Origin of the sequence: Microcoleus sp. Pol12B5 (assembly GCF_036701335.1) — a bacterium.
GTDB lineage: Bacteria > Cyanobacteriota > Cyanobacteriia > Cyanobacteriales > Microcoleaceae > Microcoleus.
Window position 1 is genome coordinate 12,039 of sequence record NZ_JAUBQQ010000015.1, and the last position, 16,608, is coordinate 28,646.

The following is a 16,608-nucleotide window of genomic DNA, read 5'->3' on the forward strand; positions in this document are numbered from 1 at the left end:
ATTCCCGATTTATTATTTGTCAAGTCTTTAGACAGTAAAATTTAATTCGCGATCGCCAACGCCGAACATCTATCCTCTGGGTGCTTGTGGTCGCACCTTACATGATGAATGAGCCTCTTGCAATCTAAAATCTAAAATCTAAAATCCTATTCCCCATGTCCCCAACCTTAAAAGCAGATGTTTTAGTAGTCGGTGGTGGCACCGGCGGCACCGCAGCAGCCGTCCAAGCAGCCCGCCGAGGTGCCAAAACTATTTTAGTAAGCGAATTCCCCTGGCTGGGAGGAATGCTTACTGCCGCAGGCGTTGCTGCCCCCGATGGCAATGAATTAGCAGCTTTTCAAACCGGTTTGTGGGGCGCGTTTTTGCGGGAACTCCAGCAGCGACAGCCGGGAGGTTTGGATTGGGGCTGGGTAAGTTTTTTTACTTACGATCCCCGCATCGGTGCTGAAATTTTCGCTGATTGGGTTAAATGTTTGCCGAACTTGCGCTGGATTTCGGGACAAAAAGCTGACGATGTGCTGTATGAAGGAGATCGCATTTCTGGTGTTCAGTTTGCAGATTTTACGGTTTCGGCCAAAATCACTTTAGATGCAACGGAATTGGGAGATTTGCTGGCTTTAGCGGAGGTTGGGCACCGCTGGGGTTGGGAATTCCAAGCCGAGTGGGGAGAACCCAGTGCGCCGACAGCCTCTAATGCTCTGACAGAGCGGTATTCGGTGCAAGCTCCGACTTGGGTGGCAATTATGCAGGATTTTGGTAAAGGTGCGGCAGGGCCAGAAATTCCCGCGCCGCCAGTTGAAAATCCCGATCGATTTATCGGTGCTTGGGACGGTTACACTCCCGAACAATTTCTCAATTACGGCAGGCTGCCAGGGGGATTGTTGATGATTAATTGGCCAATTCGAGGTAATGATTATGGTGAAGGAGTCGATCGACTAATTGCATCTGAAGCATCTCGACAAGAATTCCTGCAAGAAAGTCTGTGGCACACTCAAAGTTTCGCCCGCTTCATTCAAACGCAACTTGGCCGCCGCTACGGCTTAGCACAGAATATTTTCCCGATTTCAACGATCGAACATCAAAAAAAATCTTCCCTTCTTTCTTCCTTTGCCTTACATCCTTACTACCGAGAAAGTCGGCGCTTGCGAGGGATAAGTACAGTCACAGAAAAAGATATTTTGCCTATTGTCGGTGGCAGAGTCGCGAAGTTGCCGATAAATTCTGAGGGTATTTGTGAAACAATTGCGATCGGCAACTACGCCAATGACCACCACTACACCAGTGGCGACATTCCTCTGCAGCCAAAATCGATCCGCTGGGGCGGGCGCTGGACGGGAACTCCGTTTACCATTCCTTACAGCGCCCTAATTCCTGCGAGTACAGACGGTTTGCTAGTCTGCGAAAAAAATATTTCCGTCTCTCACATCGCCAACGGTGCAACTCGCTTGCAACCGACGGTAATGAATATTGGACAGGCGGCGGGGATGGCGGCGGCTTTGTGCGCCGAATCTGGATGTCAGCCGCGGGAGTTGCCGGTGAGAGTTTTGCAGGAAGCTTTGCTGCAAGATTCCGAGGCGAGTGCGGCAGTTATTCCTTTATTTAATTTGACACGGGATCGATCGGACTGGCTGGATTGGCAACGCTATTATCTCGATCGACCTCAAGCATATCCCGCCAGCGGCGAATGTCAGGAGTCAGTAGAGAAAAAAAGCAGTCAAACAGCAAATACCCACAGCCAATTTTCGGGCATTTTCCGTCGCCTCGGCGAACAAGACTGGACACTAACGCTGACAAGCCCCCCATCCTTAGCCGGTCAAACTTGGCAACTCGTGACTTTGGACTCGGAAACCGACAGATTTTTACACAGTTGCGAAACCGAAAAGCCTCTGACAGTATGGGGCAAGCTGAATTCGGCAGGTGATTGGGTGCTGGTGGAATCCATAGAATTGAAGAGGTAAGGTTTTTTGCAGAGATCCGAAAAATTCACAGAAATTTATCCTGATCGATCGGGGAGGGCCCGTATCAGTTAATAGACACTGACACGGATACTAACCCCATGCAAACTTACACACCAATTGCTTTACACAGTCTTTTGGGCGTTACTTTGAGCGCCACTGTCGTTCGAGCCTTTGAATCCCTAGTGGGACTGCTCGAAGTTGCCACCGCTTCATACATTTTATCCGCCCAAACCGAACAAAGGGGCGATCGTTCTCCAGAAAGAGGCAGCGGACGCCGAGAGTTTATTGAGCCTAATCTTTACACTCATCAACTACAAGCATTTTAATGACATTGGACGAAAGCTATTTCCGTTATTGAGTTAGTTTCTGCCGCCCGTGTCGAGCGCTCAATCTGATTTCCTGGGATGCTAGTTTTTCAGGTTTCCAAGGCAACTGCATTTCTTGTTTACAGTCATTAGGCTCTTCTTTTATGTGAGTGATGATAGCATATAAACCTTAAACCGCCATCTATAGAGAGATTGAATCTCCTATTTGGCGGTTTTGTATATTATTGCAACCGTCTGGGTAGTGCAATTAGGAATTGTTTTATTAGTGAAGCCAGAGATTGTATTTATTCCCTTTTACATCGACTTAAGACAGCTCTCATAGATCAGATGCTACGCATCTAAAGTGTCTGTTGCTTCGGAAGGGGGAGATGGTGAGAAAGGGAGAGGAAACGATAATTTTCCGCTTTTTATACAAGGATTTTAGGAGACAGTTTAAATGCGCGATAGCTTAACTAAAGCCTGATTCCTTCTTCCTTTGTCCTTCTTTTTCTTCTTCTTCCTTCTGATTCCTGATTCCTGATTCTATAGTTTGATAATTTCAGGGAAATTAATCCTGATCAGCCTGGGTAATCTCGTATCTCTAAATAGATACTGACACGACGAATACTACCCATGAAAACCTACACTGCAATTGCTTTACTGAGCCTGTTGGGCATTACCTTGAGTGCCAGCGCCGCTCAAGCTTTTGAATCTTCACTCCCCATGCTCGAAACTGCCACCGCCCAATATATGTTGTCAGCCCAAACTCAACAAAAGGGCGAGCCTCGTATTAAGAGGCGCGGCATACGCAGAAATTTTACTGAGCCTACTGTTTACACTCATCCGCTACAAGATTTCTAATGACACTGGACGCAAGTGATGACCACAACTGAGTGGCTTCGGGCCGTTCATTCGATCGCTCGATCGGATTTTCTGGGATTCTAGTTTTTCAGGTTAAGCGACAACTGCACTTTTTGTGGACAGTTCTGAGGAGATTCTTTTTAGTGTAAGAAATGTTAGCATATAAACGGGAAACCGCCATCTACCTAGAGATAGATTTTAGTATGTGGCGGTTTTGTATTGAAAACGCTTCAATTAAACAAGCACTAACCACAGGCCTCGGATCATCTGGGTTTTTCAACCAATATCCCTCGCCTTCCACGCCTTATTTTTGCGTTGCACAATTTGACGAGGATTTTTGTGGGGTGTCCTGCCTGCTCTGAAAATACAGCGGACGGGCTACGAGATCCCATCCCACAAAACCATCAAAATCTTCCCGCAATTATGCAACAGCCTTATTTTAGTCGATCGAACCGGGTTTCGGCATCCATGACTATTCAAGAATTAGGAGCTCGGAGTCGCCTCAAATTCCTGGCATCGCAACAGTTATTTACCTTCTACCCCCCACAGGTAGGGTTTAATTTTCAACCGCTGCACTATAATAAACTTGCGATAACTAACTTATATATAGGTAAACTGTCAGCGCAGAGGGTGCAGCAATCTACTTAAATTGGCCACCAATAAGAACCACTTATGCGGTGTCGATAGCCTTTAAGCCCATGCCCCTGTTACCTCAGGGAAATTAACTAACCTGAATATTAGGGTAGCTGGCAAGCTTTCCGGCGACAGTCGGCTATGCTTGATTCGGCGCTCTCGCAATAATTTAATGGAGGATGACAAAATGCCTCCAAATTTGGCTATTTCGGGGATAGTGATGAAAAATGACTCTTTGGATCTGGTCAAAAGCCTCAGCCCTAGTGCAATGGATCAGATCATGCTATATCTGGCGTTTAGCGCCATGAGAACCAGTGGGCACAGGCACGGGGCGTTTCTAGACGCGGCCGCAACGGCGGCTAAGTGTGCCATTTATATGACTTATATGGAGCAGGATAACAACCTGCGGATGACCGGACACTTGCATCACATTGAGCCTAAACGGGTGAAGGTGATTGTTGAGGAAGTCCGGGAAGCTCTGACTCAGGGAAAATTGCTGAAAATGTTGGGTTCCCAAGAACCTAGATATTTGATTCAGTTTCCTTATGTCTGGCTGGAACAGTATGGTTGGATGCCGGGACGCCCTCGCATTCCGGGAAACAATTTGACTGTAGATGAAAAAAAATATCTCGAAGGCAAGATTCCTCCGAATCCGCCAGACGCTCAACTGATCAATTCTTTTCAGTTTATGGAGTTGATCGAGTTTCTGCACAGGCGATCGCAAGAAGATATGTCTCCAGAAAGGCGAATGCCTTTGAGCGAAGCTCTAGCAGAACACATTAAGCGGCGCTTGATCTATTCTGGGACAGTGACTCGCATTGATTCTCCTTGGGGAATGCCGTTTTATGCCCTCACCCGCGCTACTTACTCTCCGGCAGAGCAGGAAGAGCGGACATTTACTATGGTTGAGGATACGGCTAGATATTTCCGGCTGATGAAGGATTGGGCGGAAAAACAACCAAATGTGATGCGAATTATGGAGACTTTGGATATTCCGCCGGAACGGCTCGACCAAGCCCTTGAGGAATTAGATGAAATTATTCGCAATTGGGCCGATCGCTATCACAAGCGGGGCGAACCGACGATGATTTTACAAATGGTTTTTGGGCCGCAAGACGACGCTTAGTTAGATTAACTATTAATCATTAGTCATGAGTTGATTGCTTGAGACTAATGACTAATGATTAATAGCTAATAGCCCTGGACGGTGCCCCCGGTTTTTTTTCCAAAAATATTGCGTTAATCGTTTGAATTATCGTAAAAAACCAGGTTGATTGGGCCGCGAATGCGTCCAGGATTAACTAAGTTAAAAAAGCTCTCCATGTCGCCGCTAAAATAATCGCTGCGATCGCTCCTATGAGTGTATTAAAAAAATTTACTACCTCGTTCGTCAGCCACTCAAACTTTGATTGCACCGTCGCCCCAATCACGCTCTCGATGTTCGTGGCAATAAAAGCTGCCATAACACAAAAAAGAATTCCTGTCAAGTCTATTAAACCGACGGCCCAACTCAAAAGCGCAATCAAAATTGAGCCGACAATACCTGCGATCGTTCCTTCCAAACTTACGGCCCCTTCCGTACCCCTAGGTACAGGCTGCAAGCTGGTAATTAAAAAAGTCCGCTTTCCGTAAGCTTTGCCGATTTCGCTGGCGCTGGTATCGGAAAGTTTGGTGCAAAAACTCGCCGCGTAACCCAGCAATAACAGGGAAATAACATCTTGTGGCACAGACATCTTGCCTGTCTCTCCTAAAATAGATAATGCCAAAACTCCCACAGCGCAAAGAGTAGCGGTTAAAGCAGAACCCCAGACATTTTCCGGGCCTCGCGCGCCTGAACGCTTTTCGGCTATGCCTTCTGCTTCTTTTTGGGCTTTGCCGATGCGGGTAACTCCCGATCCGACAAGAAAGTAAAACATCACCACAGCATAGCCTTGCCATCCCAAACAGCCCCAGATGAGGACGCCCAGCGCCCAGCCGTGAAATTGGCCTGCGGGAGTGAGCAATTTTTTAGGAGCAATGGTGGCGATCGCGAGTAAAACTGTATTTAGGGCGATCGCCACCAACCAAGGATTAGACCAAGATAAATAATTAAAGAACAATTCTGAATTCTGCATTTACTATCTCCATGAACCAAGTCTTATTTCATCTTGCCTTCCCCGTGACCGATATCGCCCAAACCAAAGCGTTCTATGTAGACGGGCTGGGCTGCGAACTAGGTCGCGAATCCCCGAATTCTGCGATTATGGGTTTGTGTGGCCATCAAATTGTCGCCCATGTCAGTCGCGAACCTTTAACGCCTCAGCGAGGCATCTATCCCCGGCATTTTGGGTTAATTTTTACTTCCGAAGCTGACTGGGAAGGGTTGCTAGAAAAAGCCCAGCAAAACAACTTAAATTTCTATCAAGAACCGAGACGGCGATTTGTCGGTTTGCCTACAGAACACCGTACTTTCTTCTTAGAAGACCCTTTCCACAATATACTTGAGTTCAAGTATTACTGCGAAGCTGAAGCAATTTTTGGTCGCAGCGAATACGCTGAAGTTGGTGATGCTGTTTGATATCTAGTCCGGTAGCGATTTGCCTCCTGTGGGGCGGGTTTACCAGATTGCTGGTAGGCAATTATGGTAGGTGAACCCATACAATAATTGAAATTATACAAGAATAAATCAAACGGTTAATCATGAACTTTCAATGGTTCTGACAGTGCTTCAGCGACCGCTTTTAAACTGCTGGAATGCCTAGCCATCATGGCATGGGCGAAAACGGATAATTTTACTTCTTTGGCAGCAGATATTTGGGAACTAGAAGCCGGTACAATGATGAAATCCCAATCTGTCCAAATCGAAGTAAAATTAAGCTTTTCCAACAAAGCTGCATCTCGATTTAAATCTTCCAGAAAAGCACTGCCGGGACGCATTTGAATGCAGCCTTTTCCCCAGAGAGTGTAAGCCATCCAAGTACCACTGTGAGGAGAAGATATGGCAATAAAGCGCTGCACTCGCTTAATGCCGCCTAACCTTTGCAGGTAGTAGCGAGTTACTAAACCGCCCATGCTCAATCCTACTATATCTATATACTGTTCTGGCGCAAAGGTTTTGTCTATATAATCTCCTATTTGTTTGGCTAATTCGTCTATGCTGGCGTTGCCCCAATGGGGCGAGAGATTGAGGGTGTAGACTGACCATCCCAGTTGGGTCAGGTAGGCAGACATTTTGTGAAAAATTCCCGATTTTCTGAAAATTCCGTGAATTAGCAAGACTGGGTTGCGGCTGAAATTGCTATTCATTTTTAAGTGGGAATTTTATTTTCTATAGGTGCTTTGAGTTCTTCAACTAATGCGTTAATACTTAGGGGTTCTGTCACCATTTGGCGGTGCAGCAAAACGTTGACTTTAACTTCTTTACCTACTGGCATTTGGGAACTGTTCGCCGGTACAATCATGATGTCAAATGGCGTCCACATTGATGTAAAATTTATGCGTTTAAGCATTGTCACATCTTGATTCAAATCGCGCAGCAAGCCACTATCGGGGCGCATATCCAGGTATCCTGGTAGGCGTAGGGAATAGGCGGTGATGGTGCCGTGGTGGGGGGAAGAGAGGGTGATGAAACGCTGTACGCGGTTGATTCCTCCGAGTCGCTGGACGTAGTAGCGGCTGACGATGCCCCCCATGCTGTAGCCTACTATGTCTAAAGATTGTTCTGGATCGAAGGTTTCACAGATGTAGTCTGCGAGTTGCTTGGCCAGTAAGTCGAGGCCGAGGCTGCCGTCGTTAGGGGTGAGGTTGAGGCTGTGGACTGACCATCCGAGTTCGGTGAGGCGGGCGGACATTGTGTTGAAAATAATCTTTGTGTCCCAGATGCCGTGTATGAGGATGACGGGATTGCGATCGAGCGAACTGTTCATTTGAAAAGAAAATTGCTTGGTGATTAAAGCATAAATCACTCCTCTAGGGAGTTTTACCCCTACTAGGACAGCTAGCGAATCGGATCGAGGTACGATCGACAATTAGTGGGAATCGCTAACAAATTCTGAGATACTTGTAAATAAGTGCAAAGTCGCCTGGTATTTATACTTAGTAATTTGCTTTGATGAGGTAGCTTAGATACAGCAAAATGTAAATTTTGATTAAGAAATGTAGACAAAAGTTGCCTTACCTCGTAATCTAACTTTGTTGACAAGCTTGTACAAATTTCTCTAAAAGAACAAAAGGAGTAAGTCTAATGTTTGGTTTTATCAAAAATTTCTTCGGCGGTATTTTCGGCTTTTTTGCCAGACTGTTGGGCTTGAAAAAGTCTGAATATTTCCTAGATTTGGGCGAATCGGGAGCGAAGGAACCAGCAAAAGTTGCGCCTGCGAAAGCTGAGCCTGTTGCGATCTCACCGGCAAAAGTTGAGTCTGTTAAGTCTGAGAAGTCTGAACCAGCTAAAAAGGCTAAGGTAGAGAAAAAGTCGCAGAAAGAAAACGAACCAGTCGCTAGCGTTCCTGCTAATAATGCAGCACCCGCGAAGGTACCGGCAGCGGCAGCAACTAACGGGAAAGTGCCGAGTCAAGCTGAACCGAATCGGACTTTTGCTCCTAATAATTTAATGCCGACACCAACTGGAAGTCGTCGGAGCCCTGGCCCCAGCATGAACAATTTCCGGGAAATGGCTCGTCAGGTGAAAACGAAGTAGGAAATTGGGAATTGATAATAGGGAATTGGGCATTGGATAATTCCCAATGCGGGCGTTAAAAAGTTTAAAAATGGTATTACTCATTTTTAATTTTAACTCTTGTTTCTATTCCCTATTTTCTTGGTTTCTGAGGAAGGCTAATCCGCTGTATAGCTGAAAAGCTGAGTCCCAAGGAGTTTCGGATTTGCGCTCGACTTCTATATGAGATTCGATCTTGCTCAACATATTAGTGTAATCGAGCACGGTCTCGGCAAAGGGCGTAAATTCTGACCAAACTGTAACGTCAATCTGGCGATCGAATATTTCCACTAAGTTATTCCAGTTAATTCGGGTGGTACTTTGAGGAATTTGTTGAGAGTTTTTGACTCTGGATATTTTGTTTTTCGGGTTCGGTGAAGTGGGAAGTTCGGCTGAAGCTTTGGTGAAGTCAACTCCTTGTTGAAATTCGTAACTTTGGTCGCAAATTCGCAGAATGCAGTTTCTGCTGGGAATGTGTAAGTCACAGATTTGAGCGTAATCTTGCCTGATTTCTCTGTGGCGAAATTGCTCCTTTCTTCGGTTGGGGGAGTAGTCCATGACTTCGATGAACATCGGCAACAAGCCTTCTACTCTTTGGGTAACTTCTGACCACCTAAATTCGATCGCACCGAGTCGATCGAGTTTATCTTTGCAAACAACGGCTGGGGAAGAGAGAGACTGGAAGTGCTGGACTCGGAAGATTTGGATTTTTTGAATATCGCTTAGGGTTGCCCAAAATACGGGAATGCCGGCGTTGAGGAGTTCTTGACCATAAATTCGGAGTTCGGCGATGGGGCCAGTTTTGTAGAGTCTCCAGCCGCGGCTTTGGATTTGCATCCGGGTTGTGTAGGCGTCGATTTTAAAGATTCTGCTGATATTTTGAATGGCGGCGGGTTTGTTTTCGGGACTCACTGGTTCGAGGATAAGGAGTCCGGGTTCGAGGTTACTGGGGTCGTTTTTGGCGGTTTCTATGGCTTGTTGGCGAAGGTTTTGTTGTACGCTTTCAACCCGTTGAATAGCTTGGCGGGTCTGGGAGACGATTTTGGGGTTGGTGATGTCGCGGAGTATTTGTTTGTAGGTTGTTTGGGCTTTTTCGAGGTTGTTGGTGAGTTCGTAGTAGCGGGCGATGTAGTATTGCACCCACGGATTTTCGGGGGATTCTTTTTGTAGTTGTTTGATGAGTTGGGCAGCTTGTTTGTAGTCTTTATTCTCTAAGGCGGCGGCTATTTGGTTGATGTCTGTCATGGCGGTTGCGGCAATGCGGTTGTTTCTATCTTGGCTGATGTTTGGTTGCTTCCGCCACTGGTTAACAATTTTTGCTGTTGTGTTAACTTATAGATATGATATGAAACTATGACAATCATTGAAAAAATACGTGTCAAAATTTTCAAAAATGATTTTGAGCTTTCACCACACGCAGTAAACCAAAGCATAGTTCCCCGTATCAGGGTACAAGAACTCCGGGAAGCAATAATGACTGGTGAAGTTATCGAAGAATATCCCGATGACAAATATTGCCCAAGCTGTTTGATTTTCGGTTTGACCATTGCCAATAGACCTTTGCACGTTCAGTGGAGTTATCCATCTCCTCCTTTGGTAAAAATCATTACTTTATACGAACCCGATCCGAAAATTTGGATTGATTTTAACTTAAGGATAAATCAAAATGAACAATAATATTTGGCAAGAAACAATGGTGGAACAAAAAGTAAATTATACCCTTGAAATCAACGGTAAGTTTATTATTATTGAAAATGTTCCTGCTAGAGTGTGTTTGGAAACTGGAGAGCGATTTTTTTCACCTGAAGCTGTGGAACAGTTGCAGAAGATGATTTGGGAAGATAGAAAGCCTATTAGGGTGATTGAAACACCTGTTTTCGAGTTTGCCTAGCGGTTGGTTTAGATTTAGTTATAAGTGATTGGAATTAATGCTTAAGCTGTAGGAACCTTTGCTTGTGCGATCGCCTCCTTTAACAATTATTTTATAAGTGCCGTTACTAGGCAATTTTACGGTGAGTTGAGACTCTCGGCGATTCTGGGAGTTACCTGTTGTTTGGGCAATATTTTTGCCGCTGGCGTCGAACAGTGTTATGTTATGGTCGAATGCTCTGCTTTTGAGGTCGATCGTGATAGATTGACCTGCGCTTCCTGGAAAGGTGTAGGCGCGGGATTCCCCTTCTTTTAAGGTTTCTCGGCGCTGGAGGAGGGAGAGAGAGGTGAGTTTTGGGCGATCGACATTGCTCAAATCTAAGCCATAATTTGTCACTGGGGTCTCAAAACCATTTCCTTCTCTGACTGCGATGATAAAGGCAGTTTTGTTGTTGGGGTCGCGCACTATTTTATCAATAAAGTTGGCTGCGATTTTTTGTTCATTTAAAGGTTTGGGTTGGTTAAAATTTGGTTTTGATATGCACAGAAGCACGCCTCCGTCTTGATAGCGGGCGGTGTAAAACCAGTAGTTTTGACCGTTAGCTGTAAAATCCGATCTGTGAAACAGAGTAAATCTTTCTATTTGTGGTAGTTCCTGGTTGAGGTGGCAGTTTTTATCTATGTATCTTGGGCTGGGCTGAGCGAAAACTTCTGGGATGCTGGTGGCTAGGATTGCTATGATGTTGATTGTCAAGCTAAAAAGCGATCGCCCTTTCATGATTTCCCCTCTCTATTTTAACTACAATCTCCAACAAAAAATTACTCGCCGTATTAAGAACAGCCTTCTATATACTCAACTTCAGGAAGTTTCCCCGATCTAAATCTTGTTACCCGATTACTGCTTGTCTCAAAAACGATACGGTAGTTTTTGTCAGCCGCATCTTTAGGCACAAAAGTTAAATATTTACCATTTTGAGGTGGGGCGCCAACATAATGATGTGGAGTTATTTTAATTTGCCCTGGATACAGCTTAATAATTTGCTCTTGAGTATTCCCAATTTTAGCTCCTTTGAGGGTAGTGATACGCTCGTTGTCAATATCTACTCTGGCAATACGACCCTTTGCTACCATAAAGGAAATTCCTTTTGGTAGTCCTTGTGGATGAACGTAGGAACACAGATCATCGTCAAAACTACCACTGCGACTTGGTATAATTAATTTAATTCGAGCAGAGCGTGAGGCTTCATCAACGGTCATTCCAACTCTGATCGGTCCTATGCCATTTATTGCTAGTTTCGATCGCTCTGTGAGTTGCGCTTGAGCGTTGACTGATGTTACCCACACCAAAACAATAAAGCTCGTGCCAATTAATAACGTAAAAAACTTGGTTAAATTGTTGAGATTTTGCATAAAAAACTCTGCCTCCTTTATCTCGGTTTTAAATACTTTTCCAGTTCGCCTGTCCGCTGTTTAGTCATGCGTTCCAAACATTCATTAAGAAAACCTCTATAACCTGTACCGCCTCGATTCTGGTAAACTTCAAACTCACAGTTTTTGTCCCGCAACTTAATCCATTCTTGCTGTGCTTCAGAAAGTATCGATCGCTCTTCACGGCTCAATTTTGAAGTCAGTTGTTTGTAAACCTCATTCAGCCGTCGATCCGCCGCTTCGTAATTTAACCGGAGACATCTCTGAATCTCTATATTATTTGAACCTGGGCAATTAGACTGTTGTTGAGCTATCCGATCAGATTTCACTTCGATCGCCTGTTTTAACTCTGCCAATACAGGCGAAGAGCTAGAGCCAAAAATAACTAAGCTCACCGCTATATTAAAAATCGATCGCCCTTTCATGTTCTTTCCTCTCTTGTGCCGTAATCATCACCCAGAAGCCTAGATCTTTCTTCATGTTCAACCTGATATTTTTATGCAAAATACCAATTTTTGTCACAAAATTTTACATAAAACAGCCAAGCGGGAGCTGAGCCGATCGTGAGGACGATCGCAATTAATCTGTTGAGCAATGGAGAGCGAGGAGATCGTCCAAAAACTGATGTTTTACCTAAAATTGTTAAAAGCCAGATCGACCTTTCCTCAACTCTATTTTCATTCCCCCTCAACCCACCTCTCTGATAAATTCTTTGTTATTTGTTGATATTAGCACTTCTCAAATGCCGCGCCAATTAAAGATAAAGCCACAATCGGTGCTGTCACCGCTCTCAGAATTCTACTCCCCAAAGAAACAGCTTCAAAGCCCAATTCGATCGCTCTTTTCACCTCACCCTCAGTCCATCCACCCTCCGGGCCAATAGCTATGACAATCGATAATTCTCCCCCAGCCGGGGGCGGGGACGGGGGCACCGCCCCTACAAAGGGGGGATAGAAAATACCACTCAAACAATCCCACAAATGCCGATTTTCCCCGCGAGCAACACAAATATATCGATATTTTTGACCGCAATCTTTAATAGCAACATCAAACGAAACAGGCTCTAAAATCGTCGGCACAATTTGACGTTCCGACTGTTCCGCCGCCTCCGCAGCAATTCTTCTCCACCGCTCAACTTTTTGATCGCTTGGTTTGAGCAAAGTTCGATCGCTCGTCACCGGCACAATACTTACCACACCCAACTCCGTGGCTTGTCTCACAACCTCGTCAAAGCCGTTTCCTTTGGGTAATGCCGCCATCAAAGTTACTTCCACGGGTAGCTCCCTGTTCACAGCAATCTCCTCGGCTATGGAGGCAAATAGCCCGGTTTCCCGTACTTCTAGGACTGCTAACCACCAATGTCCCCGCCCGTCCATTGCAATAAATCGATCGCCCGCTTGCAAACGTAGCACTCGGTTTAAATAATGCTGCTGTTCCCTAGTTAAGTCGATTTTGCGATCGCAAATTTGAGTCGCAGTAACTGCTAATCTTTGTAATTGAGGCATTGAATTGGGGATTGTTCGTTTTCTATTAGAGATTTTTTATTTAACCGCAGAGAACGCAGAGAACGCAGAGGAAGAGAGAATGAGAAGAGATAGGCAGGGGGGGTTTCAACTCTTCAAAAAACAATAAAGGCAAAGCATCTACAACCGGAATTATTTTACAAATTCAAGTTTTTTTCTGCAAATGCTCTGCCTTTATATTACTTTTGCCAGAAGTCTATTGAATACAATCGAAAATCACAAATCGATAATCGAAAATCGGCTTATGCTTCCTCCTTAATCTTCTTTAAATAAGTGGAAATCGCTTCTGTAGCTAGCTGCGTGATTGGCTTGCCCTGACGGGCTGCTTCTTCCTTGAGCTCGTTGTAGATTTCATCGCGGACGCTAATTCGACGGCGGACTTTGCCACCGCCAGCAGTGGCAGTCTCGTTTTCATCGTCGTTACTAGACGTAACTTCTAATTCATTAATCTCAGTTGTCATCGAGTCAGCAGATTGGTAGTTGGTTACAAATTGACGGATAGATTCTAACCCGACGCGATCGCAAAAATTGCCAAAACTCTCGCTCAGTTGCCGTTTTTGCTTGAAATAAACAAAAATCGGCTCCAGAAAAGCTTCAAAATCCTTGACGTGCAGCTTTTCCTCAATGGGTTTTGCCAGCCGCGTTTGTTCTGGAGAACCGCCCAGCCAAATCTGGTAGGATTCCGGGGAACTCCCGACAAACCCCAATTCTGCCATATAAGGGCGGGCGCATCCATTTGGGCAACCAGTCATCCGCACCACTAAATGCTCGTCTTCCAAGCCCACTTTGGTTAAAAGTGCGCGAATCCGCTCTAAAATGCTCGGCATCACGCGCTCAGATTCGGTAATCGCTAACCCGCAAGTCGGCATTGCTGGACACGCCATCCCATAGCGCACCAATGGGTCGATCGCAGTTTCCCGCTGAATGCCACATCGATCGAGTATTCCCTGAATTTCCTGTTTGATATCCGGCGAAATATCGTAAATCAGCACGTTTTGGTGCGGCGTCGCCAGTATCGGCAAGTTGTACTTCTGCACAATTTCCCGCAAAGCAGTTTTTAGCTGAAATGAACCTTCATCCTTAATCCGGCCATTATCCACAGAAATGCCGACAAACAGCTTGCCGTCTCCTTGGTCATTCCAGCCCAAGAAATCAATATACTTCCACTCAGGCAGCGGTTTAAAGGCTTCTAGCGGCTTGCCAAAATATTCGGCTACTTTTTCGCGGAACCACTGTACGCCTTTGTCGTTGATCAGGTACTTCAGCCGCGCGTGCCGTCTGTCTGTGCGATCGCCGTAATCTCTTTGCGTTGCTACAATTGCCTTGACCAAATCGTAAACATCATCCTTGGCCACATAGCAAATCTCATCCGCAACCCGCGCAAAAGTCTCTTCTTTGTTGTGAGTGCGGCCCAAACCGCCGCCAGCAAACACGTCAAAACCTTGCAACTCGCCAGCTTTATTGGTAATTACCACCAAGCTCAAATCCTGAGAGTACAAGTCAATTGAATTATCTCCCGGCACGGTAACGGAGCACTTGAACTTCCGCGGCATATAATGGCTGCCGTAAATCGGTTCTTCTTTGTCGTCGCTAAAGATTGTGCCGTTGCCGTTTTTCTGTCTCGCGGCCTTGACTGCGGGGTCTTCCTCGGCCGAAACAGCCTTTTCGCCATCCAACCAAATTTCGTAATAAGCACCGGTTTGCGGCGTTAGCAAATCGGCCACATTGCTGGCGTATTGCAGCGCATACTTGTATTCTGGGCGATTTTTGTACGGTGCTGGCGGTGCCATGATGTTGCGGTTCAAGTCGCCGCAAGCTCCCAAGGTTGACCCCATATTTTTAATAATTGAGGAAAACACTGCTTTAAGATTTTTTTTCAACACGCCGTGCAGTTGGAAACCTTGTCGCGTTGTGACGCGGATCGTGTGGTTGCCGTATTCTTCAGATAGCTTGTCTAAGGCTAAGTATAATTGCGGCGGAGTGAACCCGCCGGGATTGCGGGTGCGGAGCATGAACTGATAGTCTTTTTCTTGTCCTTTAACTCGATTGTCGCGGTTGTCTTGCTGGTACGAGCCGTGAAATTTGAGAATCTGAATCCCGTCTTCGGTGAAGTGGGTAGTTTCTTGTAACAGTTCAGTCGCAACGGGTTCTCGTAAATAGTTGCTGCGTTCTTTGAGACCTTCTGATTTAGAGGGCTTGCGCGCAACAGGGGTTGAAGTGGAAGATGTGATCATGGGAATGTATAGTGCCAGTTATAATTAGATACAGCCGATCGAATATTTCTTGACAATTTGACACTTGACAAATTTGCACTTGACAAATCTCCTCAGAAATGCTGTGTCGGATATGTTGACAACTCGGTTAACAAGTCAGTTAACAAGTAAGTTAATAACGGTAATCCGGTAGGAATTCTGATGTTGTTCAATTGTAACACGATCGAGCCGGGCCTGAAAAATTGTAATTAAGAGTTTATACTTTGGTTCGCTTAAGTGTACGAAACTTTAGAAATAATTAACCTCAACCTTTGAAACTATGTCACTGTATGACGAAGACACCTTTGTGGTGTTAGAAACAAACCAGCCAGAGCAGTTTTTGACTGCGGCGGAACTGTTAGAAAAGCTGAAAGCCGTGTTAACTGAGGAACACGAAGATTTGCCGCAGGACTTGCATAAAATATCTGGCGTGGAAGCTCAAGCCAAGTATTTAATTGATACTTATTGTGAATTAGATGTCGGGCAGGGAAAATATTTGCAGTGGTATGCAGTGCGCTTGGAAAAGTAATTTTGGGCATTGCGTATTGGGCATCGGGCATGGAGAATTGGTTATTAGAACCAACAAGTAACAAATAGCAAATAACAACAAACAAATAATAACCAACAACTAACTCATGTCCTATGCCCTATGCCCCATCCCTCCCCTTCGCTTCGCCCAATTCCCAATTCCCAAGGGTTAATCTTCTAACTGTTGAACCGATGATACTTCTACTGCGGTAACATCGATCGTACCGGGCGGTGTCAAGCGACTAAAATGACCTTCCTCTATTTGCAGAGGTTCGCCGCAGTTGGCACACTGAAACTGAGTTTGATTTAAAGCTGTAAATTCGTATTGACAAACTGGACACTTATCTTCAATTAAATTGCGTTTCAGCCACCACTGAAGCGCGAAAAATGCGACCACAGGTGTCAGCAACAAAAAAGCTACTACAATCAACACTGATTTAACTATCCAACCCAAACCAATAGACACCAACAAACACGCGATGCCCAGCAGTATCAGCCAATTGCTAATACGGGGTAGCTTGAAAGATATTTTGGGGCTGCCTTGGTTCACGGTGGTCT

General features: G+C 45.3%; 20 protein-coding genes. 10 read left to right on the forward strand and 10 right to left on the reverse strand.

All coding sequences use genetic code 11. From position 1 onward, the window contains the following. Positions 1-155 precede the first annotated feature (155 nt). The 5 genes from QUA24_RS10120 (at position 156) to hetR (ending at position 4,883) form a co-directional block, all read left to right on the forward strand. A complete protein-coding gene (locus QUA24_RS10120) occupies positions 156-1,958 on the forward strand; it encodes an FAD-dependent oxidoreductase (protein WP_333229306.1) in 1,803 nt (600 codons plus the stop codon). 98 nt (positions 1,959-2,056) lie between these two features. Beyond that, positions 2,057-2,284, forward strand: coding sequence for a heterocyst-inhibiting protein PatX (gene patX / locus QUA24_RS10125; protein ID WP_190663642.1), 228 nt, complete (start codon positions 2,057-2,059; stop codon positions 2,282-2,284). Positions 2,285-2,896: 612 nt separating this feature from the next. After that, on the forward strand, positions 2,897-3,124 hold the full coding sequence (locus QUA24_RS10130) for a hypothetical protein (RefSeq protein WP_333229308.1): 228 nt from the start codon (positions 2,897-2,899) through the stop codon (positions 3,122-3,124). A gap of 423 nt (positions 3,125-3,547) precedes the next feature. Continuing rightward, positions 3,548-3,772, forward strand: a complete 225-nt coding sequence (locus QUA24_RS10135; RefSeq protein ID WP_333229310.1) for a hypothetical protein — start codon at positions 3,548-3,550, stop codon at positions 3,770-3,772. A 205-nt stretch (positions 3,773-3,977) separates the two neighbouring features. Beyond that, positions 3,978-4,883, forward strand: coding sequence for a heterocyst differentiation master regulator HetR (gene hetR, locus QUA24_RS10140; protein WP_333077431.1), 906 nt, complete (start codon positions 3,978-3,980; stop codon positions 4,881-4,883). 175 nt (positions 4,884-5,058) lie between these two features. Here the strand turns inward: hetR and QUA24_RS10145 are convergent, their stop codons facing one another. Beyond that, a complete protein-coding gene (locus QUA24_RS10145; RefSeq protein ID WP_333229312.1) occupies positions 5,059-5,871 on the reverse strand; it encodes a TIGR00297 family protein in 813 nt (270 codons plus the stop codon). Between the two features lie 11 nt (positions 5,872-5,882). On the opposite strand from QUA24_RS10145, the gene QUA24_RS10150 reads away from it, so the two are divergent. Continuing rightward, complete coding sequence (locus QUA24_RS10150; protein ID WP_333044474.1) at positions 5,883-6,314, forward strand: VOC family protein; 432 nt, start codon at positions 5,883-5,885, stop codon at positions 6,312-6,314. 116 nt (positions 6,315-6,430) lie between these two features. Here the strand turns inward: QUA24_RS10150 and QUA24_RS10155 are convergent, their stop codons facing one another. Then, positions 6,431-7,042 carry an alpha/beta fold hydrolase gene (locus QUA24_RS10155; RefSeq protein WP_333229314.1) on the reverse strand — a complete coding sequence of 204 codons (612 nt, stop codon included), beginning with the start codon at positions 7,040-7,042 and terminating at the stop codon, positions 6,431-6,433. Between the two features lie 2 nt (positions 7,043-7,044). Continuing rightward, positions 7,045-7,662 (reverse strand): triacylglycerol lipase, encoded by a 618-nt coding sequence (locus QUA24_RS10160; RefSeq protein ID WP_333229316.1) that lies wholly within the window; start codon positions 7,660-7,662, stop codon positions 7,045-7,047. A gap of 317 nt (positions 7,663-7,979) precedes the next feature. On the opposite strand from QUA24_RS10160, the gene QUA24_RS10165 reads away from it, so the two are divergent. Then, the gene (locus tag QUA24_RS10165; protein ID WP_333229318.1) at positions 7,980-8,432 is read left to right on the forward strand and encodes a hypothetical protein; all 453 of its coding nucleotides are present in this window, start codon (positions 7,980-7,982) and stop codon (positions 8,430-8,432) included. 105 nt (positions 8,433-8,537) lie between these two features. On the opposite strand, the gene QUA24_RS10170 is transcribed toward QUA24_RS10165, so the two are convergent. Next, on the reverse strand, positions 8,538-9,695 hold the full coding sequence (locus QUA24_RS10170; protein ID WP_333229320.1) for a tetratricopeptide repeat protein: 1,158 nt from the start codon (positions 9,693-9,695) through the stop codon (positions 8,538-8,540). Between the two features lie 108 nt (positions 9,696-9,803). On the opposite strand from QUA24_RS10170, the gene QUA24_RS10175 reads away from it, so the two are divergent. Then, the gene (locus tag QUA24_RS10175; RefSeq protein WP_333229322.1) at positions 9,804-10,127 is read left to right on the forward strand and encodes a DUF4258 domain-containing protein; all 324 of its coding nucleotides are present in this window, start codon (positions 9,804-9,806) and stop codon (positions 10,125-10,127) included. Next, entirely contained in the window at positions 10,117-10,341 is a 225-nt protein-coding gene (locus QUA24_RS10180; protein WP_333229324.1) for a YgiT-type zinc finger protein, read from the forward strand. Before QUA24_RS10175 ends, QUA24_RS10180 begins: the two co-directional genes overlap by 11 nt. Before the next feature lie 18 nt (positions 10,342-10,359). On the opposite strand, the gene QUA24_RS10185 is transcribed toward QUA24_RS10180, so the two are convergent. The 5 genes from QUA24_RS10185 to sir all read right to left on the reverse strand — a co-directional run bounded on the left by QUA24_RS10185 (position 10,360) and on the right by sir (position 15,504). Beyond that, positions 10,360-11,097 (reverse strand): PPC domain-containing protein, encoded by a 738-nt coding sequence (locus tag QUA24_RS10185; RefSeq protein ID WP_333229326.1) that lies wholly within the window; start codon positions 11,095-11,097, stop codon positions 10,360-10,362. A gap of 53 nt (positions 11,098-11,150) precedes the next feature. Beyond that, a complete protein-coding gene (locus QUA24_RS10190) occupies positions 11,151-11,729 on the reverse strand; it encodes a hypothetical protein (protein ID WP_333229328.1) in 579 nt (192 codons plus the stop codon). Between the two features lie 17 nt (positions 11,730-11,746). Then, a complete protein-coding gene (locus tag QUA24_RS10195) occupies positions 11,747-12,172 on the reverse strand; it encodes a lysozyme inhibitor LprI family protein (RefSeq protein WP_333229330.1) in 426 nt (141 codons plus the stop codon). A gap of 303 nt (positions 12,173-12,475) precedes the next feature. Further along, positions 12,476-13,252, reverse strand: coding sequence for a 16S rRNA (uracil(1498)-N(3))-methyltransferase (locus QUA24_RS10200; RefSeq protein ID WP_333229332.1), 777 nt, complete (start codon positions 13,250-13,252; stop codon positions 12,476-12,478). Between the two features lie 260 nt (positions 13,253-13,512). Next, positions 13,513-15,504 (reverse strand): sulfite reductase, ferredoxin dependent, encoded by a 1,992-nt coding sequence (gene sir / locus QUA24_RS10205; RefSeq protein ID WP_333229334.1) that lies wholly within the window; start codon positions 15,502-15,504, stop codon positions 13,513-13,515. A 298-nt stretch (positions 15,505-15,802) separates the two neighbouring features. On the opposite strand from sir, the gene QUA24_RS10210 reads away from it, so the two are divergent. Continuing rightward, complete coding sequence (locus QUA24_RS10210; RefSeq protein WP_333082948.1) at positions 15,803-16,051, forward strand: chlororespiratory reduction protein 7; 249 nt, start codon at positions 15,803-15,805, stop codon at positions 16,049-16,051. A gap of 168 nt (positions 16,052-16,219) precedes the next feature. On the opposite strand, the gene QUA24_RS10215 is transcribed toward QUA24_RS10210, so the two are convergent. Beyond that, positions 16,220-16,600, reverse strand: a complete 381-nt coding sequence (locus QUA24_RS10215) for a hypothetical protein (protein WP_333210495.1) — start codon at positions 16,598-16,600, stop codon at positions 16,220-16,222. Positions 16,601-16,608: the final 8 nt, after the last annotated feature.